This is a genomic window from Kitasatospora sp. NPDC096147 (genome assembly GCF_044763225.1).
Taxonomy (GTDB): domain Bacteria; phylum Actinomycetota; class Actinomycetes; order Streptomycetales; family Streptomycetaceae; genus Kitasatospora.
In genome coordinates this window covers 263,174-284,567 of record NZ_JBIWFX010000006.1, presented here as the reverse complement: position 1 = coordinate 284,567, position 21,394 = coordinate 263,174, and the positions used below count along the sequence as shown (strand labels likewise).

Below are 21,394 nucleotides of genomic sequence, written 5' to 3'. Positions count from 1 at the left end.
CCGGATGACGATCCGTCACGCGGTGGTCGGCCACCCGGGGCACCGCCGGGTGGAGCTGTTCGCGGCGGCGGTGCGGGCGGCCGGGCTGCCCGCACCGGTGCTGCTGCCCTGGCGGGAGGTGCTGCGCGGCGAAGCCCGGGTCCCCGAGGGGGCGGTGGTGCGGGTGGACTCCCCCGGCGAGGACCCGGAGGTGGACGCGCTGCTGCGCGGCCCCGGGTACGCGCCGACCCGGGTGGAGGGCGGGGCGGCCTGGTACGCCGGGCTGCTGCGCGGCCTGGGGCTGCTGGCCGGCGCGGTCGGCCGGGCTCCCGGGGCCCGGCTGCTCGCCGATCCGGCCGGGATCGCCACCGCCTGCGACAAGCGGGCCACCCACGCGCTGCTGGCCGCGCGCGGCGTCCCGGTGCCCCGCGCGCTCGGCGGCGGCCCGGTCGAGGGGTGGGACGGGCTGCGCGGGCGGCTGGCGGCGGCCGGGATGCGGCGGGTGTTCGTGAAGCCCGCGCACGGCTCCTCGGCGGCCGGGGTACTGGCCCTGGAGTTCGGCCCGCGCGGCCGGGTGCAGGCCACCACCTCGGTCGAGCTCGCCCCCGACGGGCTGCACAACTCGCTCCGGGTCCGCCGCTACACCGAGGAGGCGGAGATCGCCGCGATCGTGGACCGGCTGGCCCCGGACGCCCTGCACGTCGAGCGCTGGGTGCCCAAGGCCGCGCTCGGCGGGCGCTCGGCCGACCTGCGGGTGGTCGTGGTGCGGGGCCGGGTCACCCACGTGGTGGCCAGGACCGCCGCCGGGCCGCTGACCAACCTCCACCTCGGCGGCAGCCGGGGCGACCTGACGGAGCTGCGGGCCGCCGCCGGGCCGCGCTGGGCGGAGCTGCCGGAGCTGGGAGAGCGGGTCGCGGCCGGCTTCCCCGGCCTGCCGATGGTGGGCGTGGACGTGCTGCCGGCCGCCGGCTGGCGGCGCTGGTACGTCGGCGAGGTGAACGCCTTCGGCGACCTGCTGCCGAACCTTCCCGGACTGCCCGAGGGCCCCGCCCCGGGCCTGGACACCTACGGCGCCCAACTGGCGGCGCTGCTCGAAGGAACCACGTGAACGACACCCCGGGCACCGACGCCCCGCCCGACATGAACGCGGTGGTGGGCAGCCACGACCTGCTGCTGGTCACCCTGGACACCCTGCGCTTCGACGTGGCCGAGGAGCTGGCCGCCGCCGGCCGGCTGCCCAACCTCACCCAGGTGCTCCCGGGCGGCCGTTGGGAGCGGAGGCACTCCCCCGGCAGCTTCACCTACGCCTCCCACCAGGCGATCCTGGCCGGCTTCCTGCCCACCCCGGCCTCGCCGGACGGCCCGCACCCGCGGCTGTTCGCCGCCCGGTTCGGCGGCTCCGAGACCACCGCCGACCGCACCTGGGTGTTCGACGCCCCCGACCTGCCCACCGCGCTGGCGGGGGCCGGGTACCGGACGGTCTGCATCGGCGGGGTGGGCTTCTTCAACAAGCAGGGCCCGCTCGGCTCGGTGCTGCCCGGGATGTTCCAGGAGAGCCACTGGGAGCCGGAGTTCGGCGTGCCCTCCCCCACCTCCTTCGAGGCCCAGGTGGCCCGCGCCGAGCGGGTGGCGGCCGAACAGCCGCCGGAGCAGCCGCTGTTCCTGCTGCTGAACGTCTCCGCGCTGCACCAGCCCAACTGGTTCCACCTGCCCGGTGCCACCCGGGCCGACGGCGACACCCGGGCCAGCCACGCCGCCGCGCTGGAGTACGTGGACGCCCACCTGGGCCGGCTGTTCGCCGCGATGACCGCCCGCCGGCCGTGCTTCGCGATCGTCTGCTCGGACCACGGCACCGCCTACGGCGAGGACGGGTACACCGGACACCGGATCGGCCACGAGGTGGTCTGGACGGTGCCGTACGCCCACTTCTTCCTGGAGGAGCACCGCCCATGAGGCCCTATCAGTCCTACGTCTACGCCTACCCGCACAAGACCGCCTACCGCCCGCTCGACCCGCGTCCGGACCTCGCCGGGCTCTGGGCGGGCGAGCCGCAGCGGGCGCTCTCGCTCTACGTGCACGTGCCGTTCTGCGAGGTGCGCTGCGGCTTCTGCAACCTCTTCACCCGGATCGGCAGCCCCGACGGCCTGACCACCGCCTACCTGGACGCCCTGGAGCGGCAGGCGGTGGCGGTCCGGTCCGCCCTGGACGAGGGTGCGCACTTCGCCCTGGCGGCCTTCGGCGGCGGCACCCCGACCTACCTGACGGCAGCCGAGCTGGAGCGGCTCTGCGACCTGACGGAGCGCCACACCGGCGTCGACCTGCGGGCCGTGCCGCTCTCGGTGGAGGCCTCCCCGGCCACCGCCACCGCCGACCGGCTGGCGGTGCTGGCCGAGCGCGGCACCACCCGGCTCAGCCTGGGGGTGCAGTCCTTCGACGACCAGGAGGCCAGGGCGGCCGTCCGCCCGCAGAAGCGGGCCGAGGTGGAGGCGGCGCTCGGGCGGATCCGGGCGGCCGGCATTCCGGTGCTGAACGTCGACCTGATCTACGGCATCGACGGCCAGACCGAGGCCGGCTGGCTGCGCTCGCTGGACGCCGCGCTGGCCTGGCGGCCGGAGGAGCTCTACCTCTACCCGCTCTACGTCCGGCCGTTGACCGGCCTGGCCCGCCGGGAGACCCCGGCCGACTGGGACCGGCAGCGGCTGGACCTCTACCGGGCCGGGCGGGACCACCTGCTGGCCCAGGGGTACCGGCAGGTCTCGATGCGGATGTTCCGCCGGGCCGACGCGCCCGCCGAGGTGGCGGGCGAGTACAGCTGCCAGACCGACGGCATGGTCGGGCTGGGCTGCGGCGCCCGCTCCTACACTTCTCGGCTGCACTACTCCTTCGACTACGCGGTGGACCCGAAGGAGGTACGGAGCATCATCGACGCCTACGTGGCCACCGAGGACTTCGGGCACGCCGAGGTCGGCCGGGCGGTGACCGGCGACGAAGCCCGCCGCCGCCACCTGCTGCAGTCCCTGCTCCAGGCCGAGGGGCTCGAACTCGACGGCTACCGGCGGCGGTTCGGCTCCTCCCCGGGGGAGGACTTCCCGGCCGAGCTGGCCGGCTTCGCCGAGCGCGGCTGGCTGGTGGAGGCCGGCGGCCGACTGGCGCTGACCGCCGAGGGGCTGGCGTACTCGGACGCGGTCGGCCCCGCGCTGTTCTCCCCCGCCGTGGCGGCCGCGATGGCGGAGTACGAGCTGCGATGACCACCTTCCTCGGCCTGCCCGGCCCGGCCGGCCCTCCCGGGCAACCGGCGCCCGCACCACAGGAGTTGACGGTCCTCTACCGGGGTCCGCTGTCCTCCTGCGACTACGACTGCCCGTACTGCCCGTTCGCCAAGCGGCGGGACAGCCCCGGGACGCTGCGGGCCGACCGGGCCGCGCTGGAGCGCTTCCTCGCCTGGGCCCCGACCCAGCCCGGCCTGTCGGTGCTCTTCACCCCGTGGGGCGAGGGGCTGGTGCGCTCCTGGTACCGCCGGGCCATGGTGGAGCTCAGCCGGCTGCCGAACGTCCGGCGGGTGGCCATCCAGACCAACCTGAGCTGCCGCACCGGCTGGCTGGCCGAGGCCGACCTCGACACCCTCGCCCTCTGGGTGACGTACCACCCGGGGCAGGTCACCCCGAGCCGCTTCCTGGCCAAGTGCCGGGAGTTGGACGCGCTCGGCGTCCGGTACAGCGTCGGGATCGTCGGGCAGCCCGAACACCTGCTACCTGCGCGGGAGTTGCGGGCGGCGCTGGCCGACGGGGTCTACCTCTGGGTGAACGCGGCCGATGGCCTGCGCTACACCGACGCCGAGGCGGCCCGCTGGCAGGAGCTCGACCCGCTGTTCGGCTACAGCCGCGATCCGCACCCCAGCGAGGGCCGGCCCTGCCGGACCGGCTCCTCGGTGGTCTCGGTCCTCGGCGACGGCTCAGTGCAGCGCTGCCACTTCGTCCGGGCCCCGCTGGGCAACCTGTACGACGGCTCCTACCGGGCCGCGCTGGCCGAGCGGCCCTGCCCGCTGCCGGTCTGCGACTGCCACATCGGGTACGTCCACCTGGAGACGCTGCCGCTCTACGAGGTGTTCGGCGCCGGGGTGCTGGAGCGCGTCCCCGGACGGCTCGGCGCGCCGACCGGCCCGCCGCTCAGCCGGCCGGCCGGCCCACCAGCAGGGCGAGTTGACCGGCCACCGACCCCACCCCGGGCGTCAGCCGGGCGGTGAACCGGGCCAGGTCGCGGGCGGCGTCCTCGGCCACCAGGCCGGTGACCCCGGTGGCCAGCACGTCGGCCAGCAGACCGGCCGCGGCGGCCGGCCGGCCGTCGGCGGCGAAGCAGAGCGCCAGGTCGTGGCAGGCCCGCAGGGTGCGCGGGTCGTCCGGACCGCAGACCCGGGCGAACTCGCCGACCAGCGCCCAGAGCCGGCGGGCCGCCTCACCCGGGGCCCCGGCGGTGGCCACCGCCCAGCTCTCGTCCGCCCGGCGGCGCAGCTCGGCCGGGGTGGTCAGCGGGACGGCGGCCAGCCGCCGGGCCACCGTCAGCCCGTCCGCCGGCCGCTGCTCCGGGTCCTTGGCGAGCAGGTCGAGGATCAGCTCCTCCAGCTCGGCCGGCAGTCCGGGCACCCGCTCGCGCGGTCTGGGCGGCGGGTCGGCGACGTGCCGGTGCATCAGCACGAAGACCTCCTCGATCCCGAACGGCGGTGTGCCCACGCAGAGTTCGTAGAGCAGGCAGCCGACCGAGTAGAGGTCGGTGCGGCCGTCCACCGGATCGCCGCGCCAGCGCTCGGGGGCCATGTAGGGCGGGCTGCCGATCACCGTGCCGACGGTGGTCAGGCCGCCGCCGGGCCGGCCGGCCAGCCGGGCGATGCCGAAGTCCAACACCTTGGCGGTGCCGGAGTCGGCGATCATGATGTTCTCGGGCTTGATGTCGCGGTGCACCACCCCGGCCCGGTGGGCCGCCGCCAGCGCCTCGCAGACCTGGCCCAACCAGCCCAGCACCTGCGGGAGTTCGAGCTTCACCTGACGGGCGAGCGCGGACAGCGGGCGGCCCCGGACCAGCTCCATCACCAGGTAGCTGAGCCCCTCGCTCTCCCCGATGTCGTGCAGGGTGACGATGTACGGGTGGTTCAGCGAGGCGACCGCGCGGGCCTCGTCGGTGAACCGCTCCAGGTCGGCCGGGCTCCGGTAGGCCGCCTCGGAGATCACCTTGATCGCGATCTCCCGGCCCAGCCGGGTGTCCTCGGCCCGCCAGACCACCCCGAAGCCGCCCCGGCCCAGCTCGGCCACCAGGCGGTACTTGCCGTCCAGTACGTCCCCGGCCTGCATCCTCTGCTCCCCCGTCGCCCTCGTGTGGAGGCGAGTCCACCACACGAGGGCGACGGGTGGGCGAACTCCCGGCTACTGGTTGGTCTTCGGCAGGCCGGGCGGGTTGAGCTCGGAGGACTGCACCGCCTCGTTCTCCAGACCCCAGCGCTTGAGCACCTGGCCGTAGGTGCCGTTCTTGATCACGGTGTCCAGCGCCTGGTGCAGCGCGTTCACCAGCCCGTTGTCCTTCTTGGTGGTGGCACCGATCTTGCCGAGCACCTGGGCGCCGGCGCCCGAGTAGGTGCCGACGATCTCGGTCTCGCCGGTCTGGGCGCCGTGGAAGGCGGCCACCGGGTTGGGGCCGAGGTGGGCGTCGATCCGGCCGGAGGAGAGCGCCAGGTAGTAGTCCGAGGAGTTCTGGAAGTACTTGATGTCGACGGGCTTCAGGCCCGCCTTGACGTTCTCCTCGTTCCAGGCGACCAGCAGCTTCTCCTGGTTGGTGCCGGAGGCGACCGAGATGGTCCTGCCCGCCACGTCCTTGGGGCCGGCCACCTTCCAGCCGGAGCCCTTCTTGGCCTCGAAGCCGAGGATGTCGAGCCGGTAGGTGGCGAAGTCGTACTTCTCCTTGCGGGCCTCGGTCACCGTGATGTTGGACAGGCCCACGTCGTACTTGCCGGAGTCCAGGCCGACGAAGATGTTCTCCCAGGAGACCGGGTTGAACTCGACCTTGAGGCCCAGCACGTCGGCGAGCAGCGAGGCGATGTCCGGCTCCACGCCGATGATGGTCTTGTTGTCGTCCGCGTAGAAGTCCAGCGGCGGGACGGTGCCCAGCGAGTCGACCACCTTGAGCGTGCCGCGCTTGCGGATCTCCTCCGGCACCAGGGCCGCGATGGCGTCCACCTTGGCGGTGGTGACGCGCTTCTGGTCGGCCGTCAGATTGACCTTGGTGCCGTCCGGTGCGGTGTTGCCCTTGGTCTCCGCCGGAGCGGGGCCGCCGCAGGCGGCGAGCAGCAGGGCGACGGCGGGCAGGGCGAGCAGCGAGCGGCGGGGCGCGGGCATGTGTCTGTGCTCCAGGATCGGGAGGTCAGAGGACCTTGGCGAGGAAACTGCGGGTTCTGGTGTGCTGCGGACGGTCCAGCACCTCGGCGGGCGGGCCCTGTTCGACCACCACGCCGCCGTCCATGAAGACCACCGTGTCGGCGACCTCGCGGGCGAAGCCGATCTCGTGGGTGACGACGATCATCGTGGTGCCGGTGGCGGCCAGGTCCTTGATCACGTCGAGCACCTCGCCGACCAGCTCGGGGTCGAGCGCCGAGGTGGGCTCGTCGAAGAGCAGCACCTTGGGGTCCAGGGCCAGCGCCCGGGCGATCGCCACCCGCTGCTGCTGGCCGCCGGAGAGCTGGCGCGGGTAGGCGTCCGCCTTGTCGGCCAGACCGACCCGGGTCAGCAGGGCGAGCGCCTGCTCGCGGGCCTGCGCCTTGGGGCGGCCGAGCGCGCCGACCGGGGCCTCGGTGACGTTCTCCAGCACGGTGAGGTGCGGGAAGAGGTTGAAGTTCTGGAAGACGAAGCCGATGTGGGTGCGCTGGCGCAGCACCTCACGCTCCTTCAGCTCGTACAGCTTGCCGCCCGAGCGCCGGTAGCCGATCAGCTCGCCGTCGATGGTGACGTGGCCGCGGTCGAGCTTCTCCAGGTGGTTGATGGCCCGCAGCAGGGTGGACTTGCCGGAGCCGGACGGCCCCAGCACCACCGTCACCGAGCCGGCCGCCACCTGGAGGTCGACGCCGCGCAGCACCTCCAGCCGGCCGAAGGACTTGCGGACGCCCCGGACGTCCACCATCGCGGTACTGGTCATGTCCGGCCTCCTGCGGCGACGGGGATCTGACGGAGCTTCGAGCGCAGCCGCTGCCACGGGGTGGGCGGCGGGGTGCGGTCGGCGCCCCGGGCGTAGTGGCGTTCCAGGTAGTACTGGCCGATCGACAGCAGGGTGGTCAGCACCACGTACCAGACGGTGGCCACCATCAGCAGCGGCACCACCCGGCCGGTCCGGCCGTAGACCACCTGCACCTGGTAGAAGAGTTCGCCGATCGCCATCACGTAGACGATCGAGGAGCCCTTGAAGAGCGAGATCACCTCGTTGCCGGCGTTCGGCAGGATGGCCCGCATGGCCTGCGGCAGGACGATCCGGCGCAGCTGGCGCAGCCTCGGGATGCCCAGCGCGGCAGCCGCCTCCAGCTGCCCCGCCTCCACCGAGATCACCCCGGCCCGGATGATCTCGGCGGCGTAGGCGGCCTGGTGGAGCGCCAGGCCGAGCACGGCGGCGCCGAGCGCGCCGAGCAGGTCCATGGTCCGGAAGCTGGCGAAGGTCGGGCCGAACGGGATGCCGACGCCGAACTCCTGGTACAGGTACGAGAGGTTGAACCAGAAGACCAGCTGGACGATCAGCGGAATGGACCGGAAGGCCCAGACGTAGGCCCAGGCGATGGTCTGCAGGATGCGGCTCGGGGAGAGCCGCAGCAGCGCCACCACCGCGCCCAGCGCGAAGCCCAGCACCGTGCCGTAGAGCGTGAGTTGGAGGGTCACCCCGACGGACCGCAGGATGGTCTCGGCGGTGACGAAGGACCGGAAGGTGGGCCAGTCCCAGCCCGGGTTGGTGACCAGCCCGTGCAGGAACTGGGCCACCAGCACCAGGGCCACCACCCCGGCGGCCACCCGCCAGGGGTGCCGGGCCGGCACCACCGGCAGGGCGGACAGGTCGTCCTCGGCCGCGGCAGGCCGCTCGGTGACGGTCGCGGTCATGGTCACGGCCTCTCGGGCGGGCTGATCTCGGACTTCGGCACGGCCGACTCGGTGGTGCCCCACTTGGCCAGGATCTTGGCGTAGGTGCCGTCCTGGATCAGCTGGTTGACCGCGCCCTGGAAGGCCGGGGTGAGCGGGGAGCCCTTCTTGAAGGCGAAGCCGACGTCGAGGCGGCGGAACTCGCTGAGGAAGCGGGTGCCGGAGGCCGGGTTGGCCGCCTGGTGGCGCAGCCCGTTGATGGTGGACATCACCAGGTCGACCTTGCCCTGCTGGAGGCTGGTCAGGGTGGCGCCCGAGTCGGAGTAGGCGCGCACCTCGTACGCCTTCTTCCCGGCGTCGGTGCAGACGTTCTTCTTGGCGTTCAGGGTGGTCTCGAAGGTGGTGCCGACCCCGGTGCCGATGGTCAGGCCGCAGAGGTCGGCGATCTCCTTGACCGGCTGCCGGGCGGTGTCGTCCTTCTTCACCGCGAAGCCCTGGCCATCGTTGATGTAGGTGACGAAGTCGATGGTCTTCAGCCGGGCGGTGGTGACCCCGAAGTTGCCGGTGCCCAGGTCGTACTTGCCGCTGTCGAGGGCGGGCAGGATGGTCTCGAAGGCCGCCTCCTCGCGCTCGATCCGGATGCCCAGCACCTTGGCCACCGCGTCGGTGAAGTCCACGTCGAGGCCGGCCGCCTTCTTCACCGCCGGGTCCGGGTAGAACGCGCTCGGCGGGGTGCCGGAGGAGCCGCCCAGCCGGAGCGTGCCGGCCTTGCGGACCTCCTCGGGCAGCAGGGCCGCCACCGCGTCCGACTTGGGGACCGCCGAGACCACGTCCTGGGCCGCCGCCGCTAGGGCCGAACTCCCTGCCGCCGAAGGCGTGTTGGCCGGGCCGGAGCCGCAGGCGGTGGCCAGCGCCAGCGGCAGCAGGGCGGCGACGGTCAGGGCGGCGGTGCGTCTCACGGGGTGTGGGCCTTTCCGGGCAGGTGGTGGTCCGATGCGGGCGAGTGGTCGAGTGCGAGCGGGTGGTCGGGGGCGAGCGGGTGGTCGGGGGCGGGCAGGTGGTCCGGCGCGGGCAGGTGCTTCTCGAACGGGAGCGGGCCGGCCGTGGGCACGGCCGCGGGGTCGAACAGCGGGGTCCAGCCGGACGCCAGGTAGAGCGCGGCGGCCTCGGGCTGGCGAGGGCCGGTGGTCAGGTACATCCGCCGGTAGCCGGTGCGGGCCGCCTCGGCCTCCAGCTCGGCCAGCACCCGGCGGGCCAGGCCCCGGCGGCGGTGCGCCGAGTGCGTCCACATCCGCTTGACCTCGGCGGTGCCGGGCCCGTGCCGGCGGTAGGCACCGCCGGCCAGCGGCTGCCCGTCCGTCAGCAGGAGCAGCAGGGTGCCGTCCGGCGGGGCGAACTCGGCGGCCGGGAAGCGGGTCATCTCGTCCGCGCCCGACGGGCCGTAGCGGGTGACGTACTCGTGGGTGAGCTCGCGCACCAGCGGTTCGGTCAGCGGGTCGTCCAGGCGGACCCGGCGGACCTCCAGCAGGCCGGTCACACCGTCACGGGCTCGGCGGCGGCCCGCGCCGCCTTGGCCGCGTCGCGCTTGGCGACCTCCTCGCGGACGATCGGGATCACGTGGCGGCCGAAGTCGATCGCGTCGCCGAGCAGGTCGTAGCCCCGGGCGGACAGGATGTCCACGCCCAGGTCGTAGTAGTCCAGCAGCGCCTGGGCGACCGTCTCCGGGGTGCCGACCAGAGCGTTGGAGTTGCCCGCGCCGCCGGTCGCGGCGGCGGTCGGGGTCCACAGCGCGCGGTCGTAGCGCTCGCCGCCGGCCGCGATCTCCAGCAGCCGCTGGGAGCCGGCGTTCTCCGGGGCCCACTCGCCGCCGGCGCCCTTGGGGCGGGCCACCAGGCTGCCCTCCCCGGCCCTGGCCCGGATCCGGTCCACCGTGCGGTGCGCCTTCTCCCAGGCCAGCTCCTCGGTCGGCGCGATGATCGGGCGGAACGCGACCTGGATCCTCGGGGTGTCGGTGCGCCCGGCCTCCTTGGCCGCCTGCTTCACCCGCTCGATCTGCTCGGCGGTCCGGGCCAGCGGCTCGCCCCAGAGGCAGTAGATGTCCGCCTCGGCCCCGCCGGCCGCGTAGGCGGCATCCGAGGAGCCGCCGAACGAGACCTGCGGGCGCGGCTGCTGCACCGGGAAGACGTCGGCGACGAAGTCCTCGAAGCGGTAGTACTCGCCGTGGTGGTCGAAGCGCTCGGTGGTGGTCCAGATCTTCTTCACCAGGGCGATGTACTCCCGGGTGCGGTCGTACCGCTGGTCCTTGGTGACGTAGTCGCCCTCGCGCTGCTGGTCCTGGGTGGAGCCGCCGGTGATGAAGTGCACCGTCAGCCGGCCGTCGCTGATCCGGTCCAGGGTGGCGAAGGTCTTGGCGGCGTAGGTCGGGTAGGACACGTTCGGCCGGTGCGCCAGCAGGATCTGCAGGGTGTCCAGCTTCGAGGCGATGTACGCCGCCGCCGGGGCCGGGTCCGGCGAGCCGGAGCCGTAGGCGAACAGCACCCGGTCCCAGCCGTGGTCCTCGTGGGCCCGGGCCAGCCGCAGGGTGTAGTCGCGGTCGAAGGCGCCGCCGCTGCGGGAGGTGGTCTCCGAGCCGTCGTTGGTGGCGGCGATACCGAGGAACTCGACGGGCATGGCGGGCCTTTCGGACGTGCGGACATGGCGGTGCGAGGGGAGGGGGTGCGCGCGGCGGCGGGAGGTGGAGGCTTCGGGCCGCTCCGGGCGGCTCCGGTGATTCGAGTGGAACAGCGGGCCTCACGGGGCGTCAACTGCCCTGGGATTCCTTCATGTTCTGTTATCAGTCGGGTCACAGCAGGCAACGTCGGGCCGCCCGGGGCGGCCTTGACAGCGGCGCGGGTCGGCTGCCTACGATCGGGAACCGGCCGCGTTGAGGGGCGCGCCCGGGCGCGGTGGCCCGCCGATCCGGAGCCGCCCCATGGCCGTTGTCCTCTCCCCTCCGCCCGATACCGCCACCCCGCTGCCCGACGACCCGCCGATCGTGCCCCGGCGCCGCCCGGGCCGCTGGGCCGCCTCGGCCCTCGCCCTGCTGGTGCTCGCCCTGGTGCTGAACTCGGTGCTGCGCAACCCCGCCTTCCAGTGGGACGTGGTGGCGCAGTACTTCTCCACCACCGCGATCGTCCGGGGCCTGCTGCTCACGCTCTGGCTGACCGCCGCCGTGATGGTGCTCGGCTTCGCCCTCGGCACCCTGCTGGCGGTGCTCCGGCTGACCGACAACCCACTCCTGCGGAGCCTGAGTTGGGGCTTCGTCTGGATCTTCCGGTCCACCCCGCTGCTGGTCCAGCTGCTGTTCTGGTTCAACATCGGCGCGCTCTACCCGACGCTCGGCCTGGGCATCCCGTTCGGCCCGGAGCTGTTCACCGTGAAGACGGTGAACCTGTTCGGCCCGACCCTGACCGCCGTGATCGGCCTGACCCTGCACGAGGCCGCCTACGCCGCCGAGGTGGTGCGCGGCGGCATCCTCTCGGTCGACCACGGCCAGTTGGAGGCCGCCCAGGCGCTCGGCCTGCGCCGGACCCGAGTGCTGCGCCGGATCGTCGTCCCGCAGGCCATGCGCTCGATCGTGCCGACGGCGGGCAACATGCTGATCGGCACCCTCAAGGGCACCAGCATCGTCTCCGTCCTGGCGGTCCAGGACCTGCTCTACTCGGCCCAGTTGATCTACAACCAGACCTACCAGGTGATCCCGCTGCTGCTGGTCGCCACCCTCTGGTACGTCGCGGTGACCAGCGTGCTCTCGATCGGCCAGTACTACCTGGAGCGGTACTACGCGCGCGGCTCCACCCGGGGCGGGCTGCCACCCACTCCCTGGCAGCGGCTCCGGGCGCTGGCCGCCCGCGCCTCGTCGGCCGGCACCTCGGCCGGGACCTCGGCCGGGACGGGGGCCCGGGCATGAGCACCCTGGTGATCGTCGGAGCCGGCCCCCGGGCCACCGGCCTGCTGGAGCGGATCGCCGCCAACGCAACCGAACTCCTGCCCGCGGACCACCCGTTGGAGATCCACCTGATCGACCCGCACCCGGCCGGACCCGGCCGGATCTGGCGGCACGAGCAGTCCGCGCTGCTGCGGATGAACTCGATGGCCGAGGACGTCACGATGTTCACCGACGAGCGCTCGGTGATCGACGGCCCGGTCCGCCCCGGCCCCTCGCTGGCCGAATGGGCCGCCCGGCCGGAGGAGTTCGCCCCGTACGCCCCGGTGGGCTCGGCGGCCGTGGCGGCCGAGCTGCGCACCCTGGCCCCGACCGACTTCCCCACCCGGCGGGCCCAGAGCGCCTACCTGGACTGGGTGTTCCGCCGGGCGCTGGCCGAGCTGCCGCCGCAGGTCACCGTCACCGTGCACCGGGACACCGTGCTCTCCGTCAGCGGCCCGGCCGACGGCCCGCAGCTGGTCGAGCTCTCCGACCGGGTGCTGACCGCCGACCAGGTGGTGCTCACCCTCGGCCACCTGGCCGCCGCACCCGACGCCCGGCACGACCGCTTCGCCGCCTTCGCCGAGCGCCACGGCCTGCGCCACCTACCGCCCGCCTTCACCGCCGACGCCGACCTCAGCGGCCTGGCCCCCGGCGAGCAGGTCCTGGTCCGGGGCTTCGGCCTGGCCTTCGTCGACCTGCTGGTACTGCTCACCGAGGGCCGGGGCGGCCGGTACGAGGAGGGCCCGGACGGCCGGCTGCGCTACCTGCCGTCCGGCGCCGAGCCGGTGCTGCACGTCGGCTCGCGCCGGGGCGTGCCGTACCACTCCAAGACCGGCTACCGGCTCCAGGGCCCGCCCGCCCCGCTCCCCCGGTACTTCGACCAGGTGGCGGTGGACGGCCTGCTCGCCCTCCCCGGGGAGCTCGAACTCCGCCGGGACGTCTGGCCCCTGATGGCCAAGGAGATCGGCTTCGGGCACTACCACGAGCTGTTCCACGCCCACCCCGGGCGGGTGGCCCTGGGGTGGCCGGAGTTCCTCGCCGGGTACGACCGACTGGGCTGGTACGACGAGGAGTTGACGGAGCTGGTGGCGAAGGCCGTGCCGGACCCGGCCGACCGGCTGGACTTCGAGCGGCTGGACCGGCCGCTGGCCGGGCGGGAGTTCACCCCCGAGGAGTTCCAGGCCCACCTGCTGGGGTACGTCGAGGCGGACGCCGACCGCCGGGCCGACCCGGCGCACAGCGCCGACCTCGGCGCCTTCCTGGCCCTGCTCTCGCTCTTCGGCCAGCTGCCCCGGCTGGGCGCGGCCGGGAAGCTGACGGACCGTTCGGTGGCCGAGGAGCTGGACGGCTGGTGGTTCGGCTTCTTCAGCTTCCTGGCCTCCGGCCCGCCCGGCTTCCGGCTGCGGGAGCTGATCGCGCTGGCCGAGGCCGGGGTGGTCCGCTTCCTCGGCGGCGAGCTGCGGATCGGCACCGACGAGCGGCGCGGCACCTTCACCGCCGCCAGCCCCCAGGTGCCCGGCCACCTGGTGCACGGCACCGCCCTGGTCGAGTGCTACCTCCCCGAACACACCCTGGAACGCTCCACCGACCCGGTCCTGCGCGCCCTCTTCGACACCGGAGCCGCCCTCGCCCAACCCGCCACCGGCCTGCTGCTGGTCGACCCGGCCGACGGCCGGGTCCTCTCCCCCGACGGCGCACCGCACCCGCGCCGCACCGCCCTCGGCCCCTACACCACCTCCCGCACCCACACCGCCTTCGCCCGGCCCCGCACCAACGCCCCGGGCTTCCGCCAGAACGACGCGGTCGTGCGGGGCCTGCTGACCGCCCTAAGGGCAGCCGACCTGGGGGTGCGGCTCTGACCCGAGCGAGGCAGCACCTCCGCACGCGACGTTCCGTGGCAGCGCGCCAGGGGCGCGGGGAACTGCGCGCGGGGGGACGGCAGCACGTGCAACTGGCTGACGGTGAGCCGGTTGCCGGTGAGCCGCCTTCCGACGCGCGCGGTTCCCCGCGCCCCTGAGCGCCTGCCGGGCCGGGCGTCGCACGTTCGCCGCGCCCCCGGGCAGTGCCCCTCCGTCCCCCTCCGTCCCCCTGCGACCGTCGCGCCCCTGGCCTCACCCCGTGCCGATGCCCCCACCTACGATGGAAGCACTGGTCCGTACGAGGAAGTAGGACGTCATGGCGAAGCAGCCGCCGCAGGTCGACCCCGCGCAGGACCGGGCGGAGATCACCGCTCCCCAGCACGCCGCCGCCGGTCTGCCCGCGGTCGGCCACAGCCTGCGGATGGCGGCCGAGCAGATGAGCCCCCGCCGCGTCCTGGCCACCCTCACCAAGGTGAACCAGCCCGACGGCTTCGACTGTCCCGGCTGCGCCTGGCCCGAGCCCGGCAAGACCCACACCGCCGAGTTCTGCGAGAACGGCGCGAAGGCGGTGGCCGAGGAGGCCACCGAACGCCGGATCACCGCCGCGTTCTTCGCCGGGCACTCCGTCACCGAGCTGGCCGAGCGCTCCGGCTACTGGCTCGGCCAACAGGGCCGGCTGACCGAGCCGATGCTGCTGGAGGCCGGTGCCACCCACTACACCCCGGTCTCCTGGGAGCGCGCCTTCGCCATCGTCGCCGAGGAGTTGGAGCAGCTCGCCTCCCCGGACGAGGCCGCGTTCTACACCTCCGGCCGGACCAGCAACGAGGCCGCCTTCCTCTACCAGCTGTTCGCCCGCCGGCTCGGCACCAACAACCTGCCCGACTGCTCCAACATGTGCCACGAGTCCTCCGGCTCGGCCTTGGTGGAGACCCTCGGGGTCGGCAAGGGCAGCGTCAGCCTGAAGGACCTGTACCAGGCCGACCTGATCATCGTGGCCGGGCAGAACCCGGGCACCAACCACCCCCGGATGCTCTCCGCCCTGGAGCGGGCCAAGCGGGCCGGCGCGAAGATCGTCAGCGTCAACCCGCTGCCCGAGGCGGGCCTGGAGCGGTTCAAGAACCCGCAGAACGCGCGCGGCCTGGCGGGCAGCGGCACCAAGCTGACCGACCTCTTCCTGCAGATCCGGCTCGGTGGCGACCTGGCACTCTTCCGGGCGCTGAACCAGCTGCTCCTGGCCGCCCCGGACGGCGTGGACCGCGCCTTCGTCGAGGAGCACTGCCACGGCTTCGAGGAGTTCGCCGCCGAGGCCGCCGCGACCACCCGGGAGGAGGTGCTGGCCGCCACCGGGCTGCCCTGGGAGCAGATCGAGCAGCTGGCCGAGCTGACGCTGTCCTCCCGGAAGGTGATCGTCTGCTGGGCGATGGGCCTGACCCAGCACCGGCACGCGGTGCCGACCATCCGAGAGGTCGTCAACTACCTGCTGCTGCGCGGCAACGTCGGCCGCCCCGGGGCCGGCGTCTGCCCGGTGCGCGGGCACAGCAACGTGCAGGGCGACCGCACCATGGGCATCTTCGAGCGCCCCGCCCCGGCCTTCCTGGACGCGCTGGAGAAGGAGTTCGGCTTCGCCCCGCCGCGCGAGCACGGCCTGGACTCGGTGGACACCATCCGGGGCATGCGGGACGGGAAGGTGAAGGTCTTCTTCGCGATGGGCGGCAACTTCGTCGCGGCCACCCCCGACACCGAGGTCACCGAGGCCGCGATGCGCCGCTGCGCGCTCACCGTGCACGTCTCCACCAAGCTCAACCGCTCGCACGTGGTGACCGGCTCCCGGGCCCTGATCCTGCCCACCCTGGGCCGCACCGACCGGGACTGGACGACGGCCGGTGCCCAGTTCGTCAGCGTCGAGGACTCGATGGGCATGGTGCACTCCTCGCGCGGCGGCCTGCGCCCGCCGTCCGACACCCTGCTCTCGGAGCCGGCCATCGTCGCCCGGCTGGCCCGGGCGGTGTTCGGCGACGGGGACGAGCTGCCCTGGGAGGACTTCGCCGAGGACTACGACACCGTCCGGGACCGGATCTCCCGGGTCGTCCCCGGCTTCGACGACTACAACGCCAAGGTCCGCCGCCCCGGCGGCTTCGCCCTGCCGCACGGCCCCCGGGACAGCCGCACCTTCCCCACCCACACCGGCAAGGCCAACTTCACGGTCAACCCGCTGACCGCCCCCGAGGTCCCCGAGGGCCGGCTGCTGCTCCAGACCCTGCGCTCGCACGACCAGTACAACACCACGATCTACGGCCTGGACGACCGCTACCGGGGGATCTCCGGCGGCCGCCGGGTGGTCCTGGTGAACCCGGCGGACGCGGCCGAGCTGGGCCTGGCCGAGGGCGCGTACACCGACCTGGTGAGCGAGTGGCGGGACGGCTCCGAGCGGCGAGCCCCGCACTTCCAGGTGGTGCACTACCCGGTGGCCCGGGGCGGTGCGGCGGCGTACTACCCGGAGACCAACGTGCTGGTGCCGCTGGACTCCACCGCCGAGATCAGCAACACGCCGACCTCCAAGGCCGTGGTGATCCGCTTCGAGCCGGACAGCGGACTCTGAGCCGACGGGCGCCGAGCGGTCCGGGCTCCGGGCCCACGGAGCCTGAGCCGCCCGGACCCTGAGCCGTCCGGACCCTGAGCCGTCCGGACCTGACGGGGCGACACCTCCGGCCAGGTGGGCCGATTTGTCGGATTCGCACCTAATCTGACACCAGGTCACCTGATCCGGAGGTCCGCCGTGTCCGACACCGCCCCCCAGTCCGAGCCGGTCGAGCCGGTCGGCCGGGAGCTGACCGAGCGGCCGGCCACCCCGGCCGCCAAGCTGATCCCGCTGATCGTCCCGGCGATCCTCACCGGCATCGGCTCCTCGCTCACCCTGCTGGCCATCAGCGCGGTGGCCGAACGGCTGGACACCCTGCTCTGGGACGTCATCCCCGGTGGTCTCGGGATCGGCGACTTCACCCCGTGGTGGGTGATCGTGGTGCTCACCGTCACCGGCCTCGCGGTCGGCCTGGTGGTCTGGAAGGCTCCGGGCCACGCCGGGCCCGACCCGGCCACCACCGGCCTGGTCGACCCGCCGGTCTCCCCGCTGATCCTGCCCGGCCTGACGGTGGCCACCATCCTGGCCCTGGCGGGCGGGGTGAGCCTCGGGCCGGAGAACCCGATCACGATGATCAACATCGCGCTCGCCTACTGGATCGGCCGCCGCTTCCTGCCCGCCACCGGCGCCGCGCTCTGGGTCGCCCTGGCCGCCGCCGGGACCATCGGCGCGCTGTTCGGCACCCCGCTGGCGGCGGCCCTGATCCTCTCCGAGCTGCCCGGCCCGGGCGCGCTCTGGGACCGGCTGTTCGCCCCGCTGATCGCCGCCGTCACCGGCTCGATGACCACCCTGCTGATCGTCGGCCAGGAGTTCTCGGTCAAGATCCCCGGCTACCCCGGCGCCCGGCTGGCCGACGTCGGCTGGTCCCTGGTGCTGGGCGCGCTCGGCGCGGCCTTCGGGCTGGCCGCCGTCTACGCCTTCCCGCTGGTGCACCGGACCTTCCGTCAGATCCCGCACCCGGTGGCCATGCTGACGGTGGGTGGCCTGGTGCTCGGTGCACTGGGCGCGCTCGGCGGCCACCTCACCCTCTTCAAGGGCCTGGACGAGGCCAAGGAGCTGGCCCTGGAGTACGCCGACTACGGCTTCGGCGCGCTGCTGGGGATGGCCGTGGTCAAGCTGGTCGCGCTGGTGATCGCCGCCTCCTGCGGCTTCCGGGGCGGCCGGATCTTCCCGGCCGTGTTCGCCGCCGTGGCGCTCGGCTTCGCCTTCAGCGCGCTCTTCGACTCGGTGCCGCCCGCGCTCTCGGTGACCTGCGCGGTCCTCGGGGTGCTGATGGCGATCACCCGGCAGGGCTGGATGAGCCTGTTCACGGCAGCGGTGCTGGTGCCGGACACCACCCTGCTGCCGATGCTCTGCGTGGCCGCCCTGCCGGCCTGGCTGATCGTCACCGGCCGCCCCGAGATGCAGCTCCCGGAAGACGCGTCGGAGCCGGTCACGGCGTAGCGGAGGCTCCCGAACCGGAGGCCGAGGCCGAGGCGGACCGGCTCGCCGACTCCGAGGCACCGGCCGAGGCGGAGGCCGAGCCGTCCGCCGAGGGGCTGGCCGAGCCGCTGCCGGACGGGGTGCCCGAGCCGGACGGCGTGCCGCTCCCCGACGGCGTCCCCGTGGGCGAGTCGGACGGCGTGGCCGAGGGCGAGCCCGAGCCGGACGGCGTGCCCGAGGGGGTGCCGCCCTCCGACGGGGTGCCGCCACCGGACGGGGTACCCGAGCCGGACGGCGTGCCGCCGCCCGACGGGGTGCCGGAGCCCGACGGCGTACCGGTGCCGGGCTGCGGGGTGCTGCCGGTACCGGTACCGGGCTGCGGGACGGGCGGCAGCGGCGGGAGGTTCTCCTGCTTGGTGGGCTGGATCGGGGTCACCGCGTCCGCGCCCTTGGGGAGGTCGGGCACCTTCCAGGCGCCGCCCTGCTCGTCCGAGACGGACTCCGGGTCGGGCCGGACGGCCCCCAGCACCGGCATCGCACCGACCGGCGAGACCTTGATCACCGCACCGGTGCGCGGGGCCTGCACGATCAGACCGCCGCCGATGTACATCCCGATGTGGGTCGCACCGGCGTAGTAGACCACCAGGTCGCCGGGGCGCATCTGGTCGAGCGGCACCTTGGCCAGCTGGGACCACTGGTCCTGGCTGACCCGGGGGATCCGCACGCCGGCGGCCAGCCAGGCCTGCGAGGTCAGGCCGGAGCAGTCGAACTTGTCCGGGCCGGTGCCGCCCCAGAGGTAGTCCTTGCCCAGCTGGGCCAGCGCGAAGGCGACCGCCTTGCGCCCGGCCTGGGAGGGGGTGCGCTCGCCCTTGCCGAGTACGCCGGAGGCCAGGAAGGTCAGCTGCGCCTCGTCCGCCCTGGTCTTCTCCAGCTGCTCCAGCTCGGCGCGCTGGGCACCCGTCAGGGAGCTGACCGTCTGCTCGACCTCGGCGAGCCGCCGGGCCACGTCGGCCTTGGCGGTCTCCTGCTGGGCCAGCAGCGACTGGGCCTGGGCCAGCGAAGCCTCGGCCAGCTGCTGGAGCACGGTCAGCGAGGCCCGGTCGGCCTTCAGCTTGTCCAGGAACTCGCTCTGCGAGCGGCCGGCCGCGGCGAGCAGCTCGGCCAGCACCACGGCCTCGTGCGGGTCCTTGGCGAGCATCAGCTCGGCGAACTCGGAGGCGTTGCCGTTGCGGTACTGGGCGGCGGCGAGCAGCGAGGCCAGGTCGCCACCGGCCTCCACGGCCGCCTGCTGGGCGTCCTGACGGGTCTTCAGGTCGGCCACCGCGGCCTGCTGGTCGGCCAGCCTGGCGACCGCGCCGTTGTACTGCTCGGTGGCGGCCTCGGCCTCCCGGTAGAGCTCGTGCAGTCGGTCCAGCATCGGACCGAGCGCCGCCTTGGCGGCGTCCAGCTGCTGCTCGGGGGAGCCGGCGGGGGCGGAGGCGGAGGGCGTGGGGGCGGGAGCCGCGAAGGCCGCTCCGGCCGGGGTCAGCGCGAGGGCGGCGACCGCCAGCAGCGCTCCGCAGCGCAGGGCGGCGCGCACCCACGGCCGCACGCCGTTGTCCGTGGTCCGCACCCCAGCGTGCATCTGCCCGCCCTCCCCCGTGGTCCCGGCCGCCCGGCCGGGCCGCTCAGCCCTGGCAATTCGCCCCCGATCCTGCCACGCGCCCCCCTGCGCGAGACAGAGGGTTACCGGTCGGTTCGGTGAATTCTCAGCGTGATCTCACGCGGGATGTGAGACACCTCTCAACAAACCCTGACCGAACCGGACCAACCGGGACAGAATCACTGCTCAGCGACCTGATCTCCACCCTTCCACGGCGCGACCGCAACCCACCGGCCACCTTCGGAACCACGACTCCGTGCTCAGTTCACCTTCCGTTCACCATCCGTCCCTACGGTCGCCCGTGACACCAGCGTCAGTACGACAACTACGACGATTGTTTGGGTTATGGAACACATCACGTTCCTGGTGGCCGTTGTGATCATCACGGCGCTCGCCTTCGACTTCACCAACGGCTTCCACGACACCGCCAACGCGATGGCCACCTCCATCGCCACGGGAGCCCTCCGCCCGAAGGTCGCCGTCACCATCGCGGCCGTCCTGAACTTCGCCGGGGCGTTCCTCTCGGTGAAGGTCGCCACCACCATCTCGGGCGGCATCGTCAACGAGAAGGCCGGCATCCAGCCTTCGATCATCTTCGCCGCCCTGGTGGGCGCGATCCTGTGGAACCTGCTGACCTGGCTCAAGGGCCTGCCGTCCAGCTCCTCGCACGCGCTGTACGGCGGCCTGATCGGCGCCACCGTGGTCGGGGTCGGCCTGAACGGCGTCAACTTCGGCACCGTGGTCTCCAAGATCCTGATCCCGGCCGTGGCCTCCCCGATCGTGGCCGGCCTGGCCGCCTGGGGCGCCACCAAGCTGGCGTACCGGATCACCCGCAACGGCAAGGCCAAGAGCACCGAGAAGGGCTTCAAGGCCGGCCAGATCGCCTCCGCCTCGCTGGTCTCGCTGGCCCACGGCACCAACGACGCGCAGAAGACCATGGGCATCATCACCCTGACCCTGGTCTCCGCCGGCGCGCTGCCCAAGGGCGCGCTGCCCCCCACCTGGGTCATCGTCTCGGCCGGTGCGGCCATCGCGATCGGCACCTACATGGGCGGCTGGCGGATCATCCGCTCGATGGGCAAGGGCCTGACCGACATCCAGGCGCCGCAGGGCTTCGCCGCCGAGACCGCCGCCACCACGGTCATCCTGACCTCCTCGCACATGGGCTACGGCCTCTCCACCACCCAGGTCTGCTCCGGCGGCATCATGGGCGCCGGCCTCGGCGGCCCGAAGGCCGAGGTCAACTGGGGCATGGCCCGCCGCATGATCTACACCTGGGGCCTGACCCTGCCGGCCGCCGCCACCGTCGGCGGCGTGGCCGCCTTCCTGGCGGACCAGGGCACCTGGGGCGTCGTGCTGGTCGGCGCCGCGCTGGTGATCGGCTCGGCCGCGATGTACGTGATCTCCCGCCGCCAGCCGGTGCACGCCGGCAACGTCAACGAGGTCGGCGACGTCACCCCGGTCGGCGTCCCGGCCGGACAGCCCGCCACCCCCGCCGCGACCACCGTCGCCGCCTGAGTCCGGAAGGGACCGAACCATGAGCATGAGCATCAAGTGGGCCGCCCTGGCCGAGACCGCCGGCATCAGCTTCGCCGTCACCGTGGCCACCGTGGTGGTCTTCTCCCTGGGCATCATGGCGCTCTCCCGCCGGGAGGCCGCCCTGGAGTCCGGTGACGCCGGCTCCGCCAAGGGCACCGTGGCCCTCGGGGCCGCCGGCCTCTGCTTCGCGGCCTGCGCCTCGGTGGTCGGCTACGGCCTCTACCTGATCGCGGCCTAGCGAGGAGCGCACTC

The 21,394-nt window shown here is 73.6% G+C and carries 18 protein-coding genes; 10 read left to right on the top strand and 8 right to left on the bottom strand.

Annotated elements, in window-relative coordinates:
- Positions 1-4: 4 nt before the first annotated feature.
- Genes ACIRBX_RS21520 through ACIRBX_RS21505 form a run of 4 tightly spaced genes read left to right on the top strand, consistent with a single transcriptional unit; the run spans position 5 to position 4,222 of the window.
- Positions 5-1,087 (top strand): STM4014 family protein, encoded by a 1,083-nt coding sequence (locus ACIRBX_RS21520; protein WP_402298658.1) that lies wholly within the window; start codon positions 5-7, stop codon positions 1,085-1,087.
- 32 nt (positions 1,088-1,119) lie between these two features.
- Positions 1,120-1,932 (top strand): STM4013/SEN3800 family hydrolase, encoded by an 813-nt coding sequence (locus tag ACIRBX_RS21515; RefSeq protein ID WP_402298798.1) that lies wholly within the window; start codon positions 1,120-1,122, stop codon positions 1,930-1,932.
- A complete protein-coding gene (locus ACIRBX_RS21510) occupies positions 1,929-3,227 on the top strand; it encodes an STM4012 family radical SAM protein (protein ID WP_402298657.1) in 1,299 nt (432 codons plus the stop codon). The genes ACIRBX_RS21515 and ACIRBX_RS21510 overlap by 4 nt, the downstream gene beginning before the upstream one ends.
- The gene (locus ACIRBX_RS21505) at positions 3,224-4,222 is read left to right on the top strand and encodes an STM4011 family radical SAM protein (protein ID WP_402298656.1); all 999 of its coding nucleotides are present in this window, start codon (positions 3,224-3,226) and stop codon (positions 4,220-4,222) included. Before ACIRBX_RS21510 ends, ACIRBX_RS21505 begins: the two co-directional genes overlap by 4 nt.
- Here the strand turns inward: ACIRBX_RS21505 and ACIRBX_RS21500 are convergent.
- The 7 genes from ACIRBX_RS21500 to ACIRBX_RS21470 form a co-directional block, all read right to left on the bottom strand.
- Positions 4,146-5,321 (bottom strand): serine/threonine-protein kinase, encoded by a 1,176-nt coding sequence (locus tag ACIRBX_RS21500; RefSeq protein WP_402298655.1) that lies wholly within the window; start codon positions 5,319-5,321, stop codon positions 4,146-4,148. The genes ACIRBX_RS21505 and ACIRBX_RS21500 overlap by 77 nt on opposite strands.
- Positions 5,322-5,393: 72 nt before the next feature.
- Positions 5,394-6,359, bottom strand: a complete 966-nt coding sequence (locus tag ACIRBX_RS21495; RefSeq protein ID WP_402298654.1) for an ABC transporter substrate-binding protein — start codon at positions 6,357-6,359, stop codon at positions 5,394-5,396.
- 25 nt (positions 6,360-6,384) lie between these two features.
- Positions 6,385-7,152 (bottom strand): amino acid ABC transporter ATP-binding protein, encoded by a 768-nt coding sequence (locus tag ACIRBX_RS21490; RefSeq protein ID WP_402298653.1) that lies wholly within the window; start codon positions 7,150-7,152, stop codon positions 6,385-6,387.
- Entirely contained in the window at positions 7,149-8,096 is a 948-nt protein-coding gene (locus tag ACIRBX_RS21485; protein WP_402298652.1) for an amino acid ABC transporter permease, read from the bottom strand. The genes ACIRBX_RS21490 and ACIRBX_RS21485 overlap by 4 nt, the downstream gene beginning before the upstream one ends.
- A 2-nt stretch (positions 8,097-8,098) precedes the next feature.
- Complete coding sequence (locus ACIRBX_RS21480) at positions 8,099-9,034, bottom strand: ABC transporter substrate-binding protein (RefSeq protein WP_402298651.1); 936 nt, start codon at positions 9,032-9,034, stop codon at positions 8,099-8,101.
- Complete coding sequence (locus ACIRBX_RS21475; RefSeq protein WP_402298650.1) at positions 9,031-9,612, bottom strand: GNAT family N-acetyltransferase; 582 nt, start codon at positions 9,610-9,612, stop codon at positions 9,031-9,033. The genes ACIRBX_RS21480 and ACIRBX_RS21475 overlap by 4 nt, the downstream gene beginning before the upstream one ends.
- Entirely contained in the window at positions 9,609-10,745 is a 1,137-nt protein-coding gene (locus ACIRBX_RS21470) for an LLM class flavin-dependent oxidoreductase (RefSeq protein ID WP_402298649.1), read from the bottom strand. The genes ACIRBX_RS21475 and ACIRBX_RS21470 overlap by 4 nt, the downstream gene beginning before the upstream one ends.
- A gap of 301 nt (positions 10,746-11,046) precedes the next feature.
- Here ACIRBX_RS21470 and ACIRBX_RS21465 point away from each other — a divergent pair, with 301 nt between their 5' ends.
- The 4 genes from ACIRBX_RS21465 to ACIRBX_RS21450 all read left to right on the top strand — a co-directional run bounded on the left by ACIRBX_RS21465 (position 11,047) and on the right by ACIRBX_RS21450 (position 17,982).
- A complete protein-coding gene (locus tag ACIRBX_RS21465; protein WP_402298648.1) occupies positions 11,047-12,024 on the top strand; it encodes an amino acid ABC transporter permease in 978 nt (325 codons plus the stop codon).
- A complete protein-coding gene (locus ACIRBX_RS21460; RefSeq protein WP_402298647.1) occupies positions 12,021-13,901 on the top strand; it encodes an FAD/NAD(P)-binding protein in 1,881 nt (626 codons plus the stop codon). Before ACIRBX_RS21465 ends, ACIRBX_RS21460 begins: the two co-directional genes overlap by 4 nt.
- A 316-nt stretch (positions 13,902-14,217) precedes the next feature.
- Positions 14,218-16,500 carry an FdhF/YdeP family oxidoreductase gene (locus ACIRBX_RS21455; protein WP_402298646.1) on the top strand — a complete coding sequence of 761 codons (2,283 nt, stop codon included), beginning with the start codon at positions 14,218-14,220 and terminating at the stop codon, positions 16,498-16,500.
- A gap of 177 nt (positions 16,501-16,677) precedes the next feature.
- Complete coding sequence (locus ACIRBX_RS21450) at positions 16,678-17,982, top strand: ion channel protein (RefSeq protein ID WP_402298645.1); 1,305 nt, start codon at positions 16,678-16,680, stop codon at positions 17,980-17,982.
- Here the strand turns inward: ACIRBX_RS21450 and ACIRBX_RS21445 are convergent.
- Positions 17,972-19,585, bottom strand: a complete 1,614-nt coding sequence (locus ACIRBX_RS21445) for an NlpC/P60 family protein (protein ID WP_402298644.1) — start codon at positions 19,583-19,585, stop codon at positions 17,972-17,974. The genes ACIRBX_RS21450 and ACIRBX_RS21445 overlap by 11 nt on opposite strands.
- 363 nt (positions 19,586-19,948) lie before the next feature.
- Here ACIRBX_RS21445 and ACIRBX_RS21440 point away from each other — a divergent pair, with 363 nt between their 5' ends.
- Entirely contained in the window at positions 19,949-21,121 is a 1,173-nt protein-coding gene (locus ACIRBX_RS21440) for an anion permease (RefSeq protein ID WP_402298643.1), read from the top strand.
- A gap of 19 nt (positions 21,122-21,140) precedes the next feature.
- The gene (locus ACIRBX_RS21435; protein WP_402298642.1) at positions 21,141-21,380 is read left to right on the top strand and encodes a hypothetical protein; all 240 of its coding nucleotides are present in this window, start codon (positions 21,141-21,143) and stop codon (positions 21,378-21,380) included.
- Positions 21,381-21,394 lie beyond the last annotated feature (14 nt).

Bases quoted from the DNA above. Each gene is read 5' to 3' on its own strand.
- ACIRBX_RS21495 (WP_402298654.1), bottom strand. From the start codon at position 6,359: ATGCCCGCGCCCCGCCGCTCGCTGCTCGCCCTGCCCGCCGTCGCCCTG.
- ACIRBX_RS21485 (WP_402298652.1), bottom strand. From the start codon at position 8,096: ATGACCGCGACCGTCACCGAGCGGCCTGCCGCGGCCGAGGACGACCTG.
- ACIRBX_RS21435 (WP_402298642.1), top strand. From the start codon at position 21,141: ATGAGCATGAGCATCAAGTGGGCCGCCCTGGCCGAGACCGCCGGCATC.
- ACIRBX_RS21460 (WP_402298647.1), top strand. From the start codon at position 12,021: ATGAGCACCCTGGTGATCGTCGGAGCCGGCCCCCGGGCCACCGGCCTG.
- ACIRBX_RS21505 (WP_402298656.1), top strand. From the start codon at position 3,224: ATGACCACCTTCCTCGGCCTGCCCGGCCCGGCCGGCCCTCCCGGGCAA.
- ACIRBX_RS21500 (WP_402298655.1), bottom strand. From the start codon at position 5,321: ATGCAGGCCGGGGACGTACTGGACGGCAAGTACCGCCTGGTGGCCGAG.
- ACIRBX_RS21445 (WP_402298644.1), bottom strand. From the start codon at position 19,585: ATGCACGCTGGGGTGCGGACCACGGACAACGGCGTGCGGCCGTGGGTG.
- ACIRBX_RS21490 (WP_402298653.1), bottom strand. From the start codon at position 7,152: ATGACCAGTACCGCGATGGTGGACGTCCGGGGCGTCCGCAAGTCCTTC.
- ACIRBX_RS21455 (WP_402298646.1), top strand. From the start codon at position 14,218: ATGGCGAAGCAGCCGCCGCAGGTCGACCCCGCGCAGGACCGGGCGGAG.
- ACIRBX_RS21440 (WP_402298643.1), top strand. From the start codon at position 19,949: ATGGAACACATCACGTTCCTGGTGGCCGTTGTGATCATCACGGCGCTC.
- ACIRBX_RS21510 (WP_402298657.1), top strand. From the start codon at position 1,929: ATGAGGCCCTATCAGTCCTACGTCTACGCCTACCCGCACAAGACCGCC.
- ACIRBX_RS21515 (WP_402298798.1), top strand. From the start codon at position 1,120: ATGAACGCGGTGGTGGGCAGCCACGACCTGCTGCTGGTCACCCTGGAC.
- ACIRBX_RS21470 (WP_402298649.1), bottom strand. From the start codon at position 10,745: ATGCCCGTCGAGTTCCTCGGTATCGCCGCCACCAACGACGGCTCGGAG.
- ACIRBX_RS21520 (WP_402298658.1), top strand. From the start codon at position 5: ATGACGATCCGTCACGCGGTGGTCGGCCACCCGGGGCACCGCCGGGTG.
- ACIRBX_RS21465 (WP_402298648.1), top strand. From the start codon at position 11,047: ATGGCCGTTGTCCTCTCCCCTCCGCCCGATACCGCCACCCCGCTGCCC.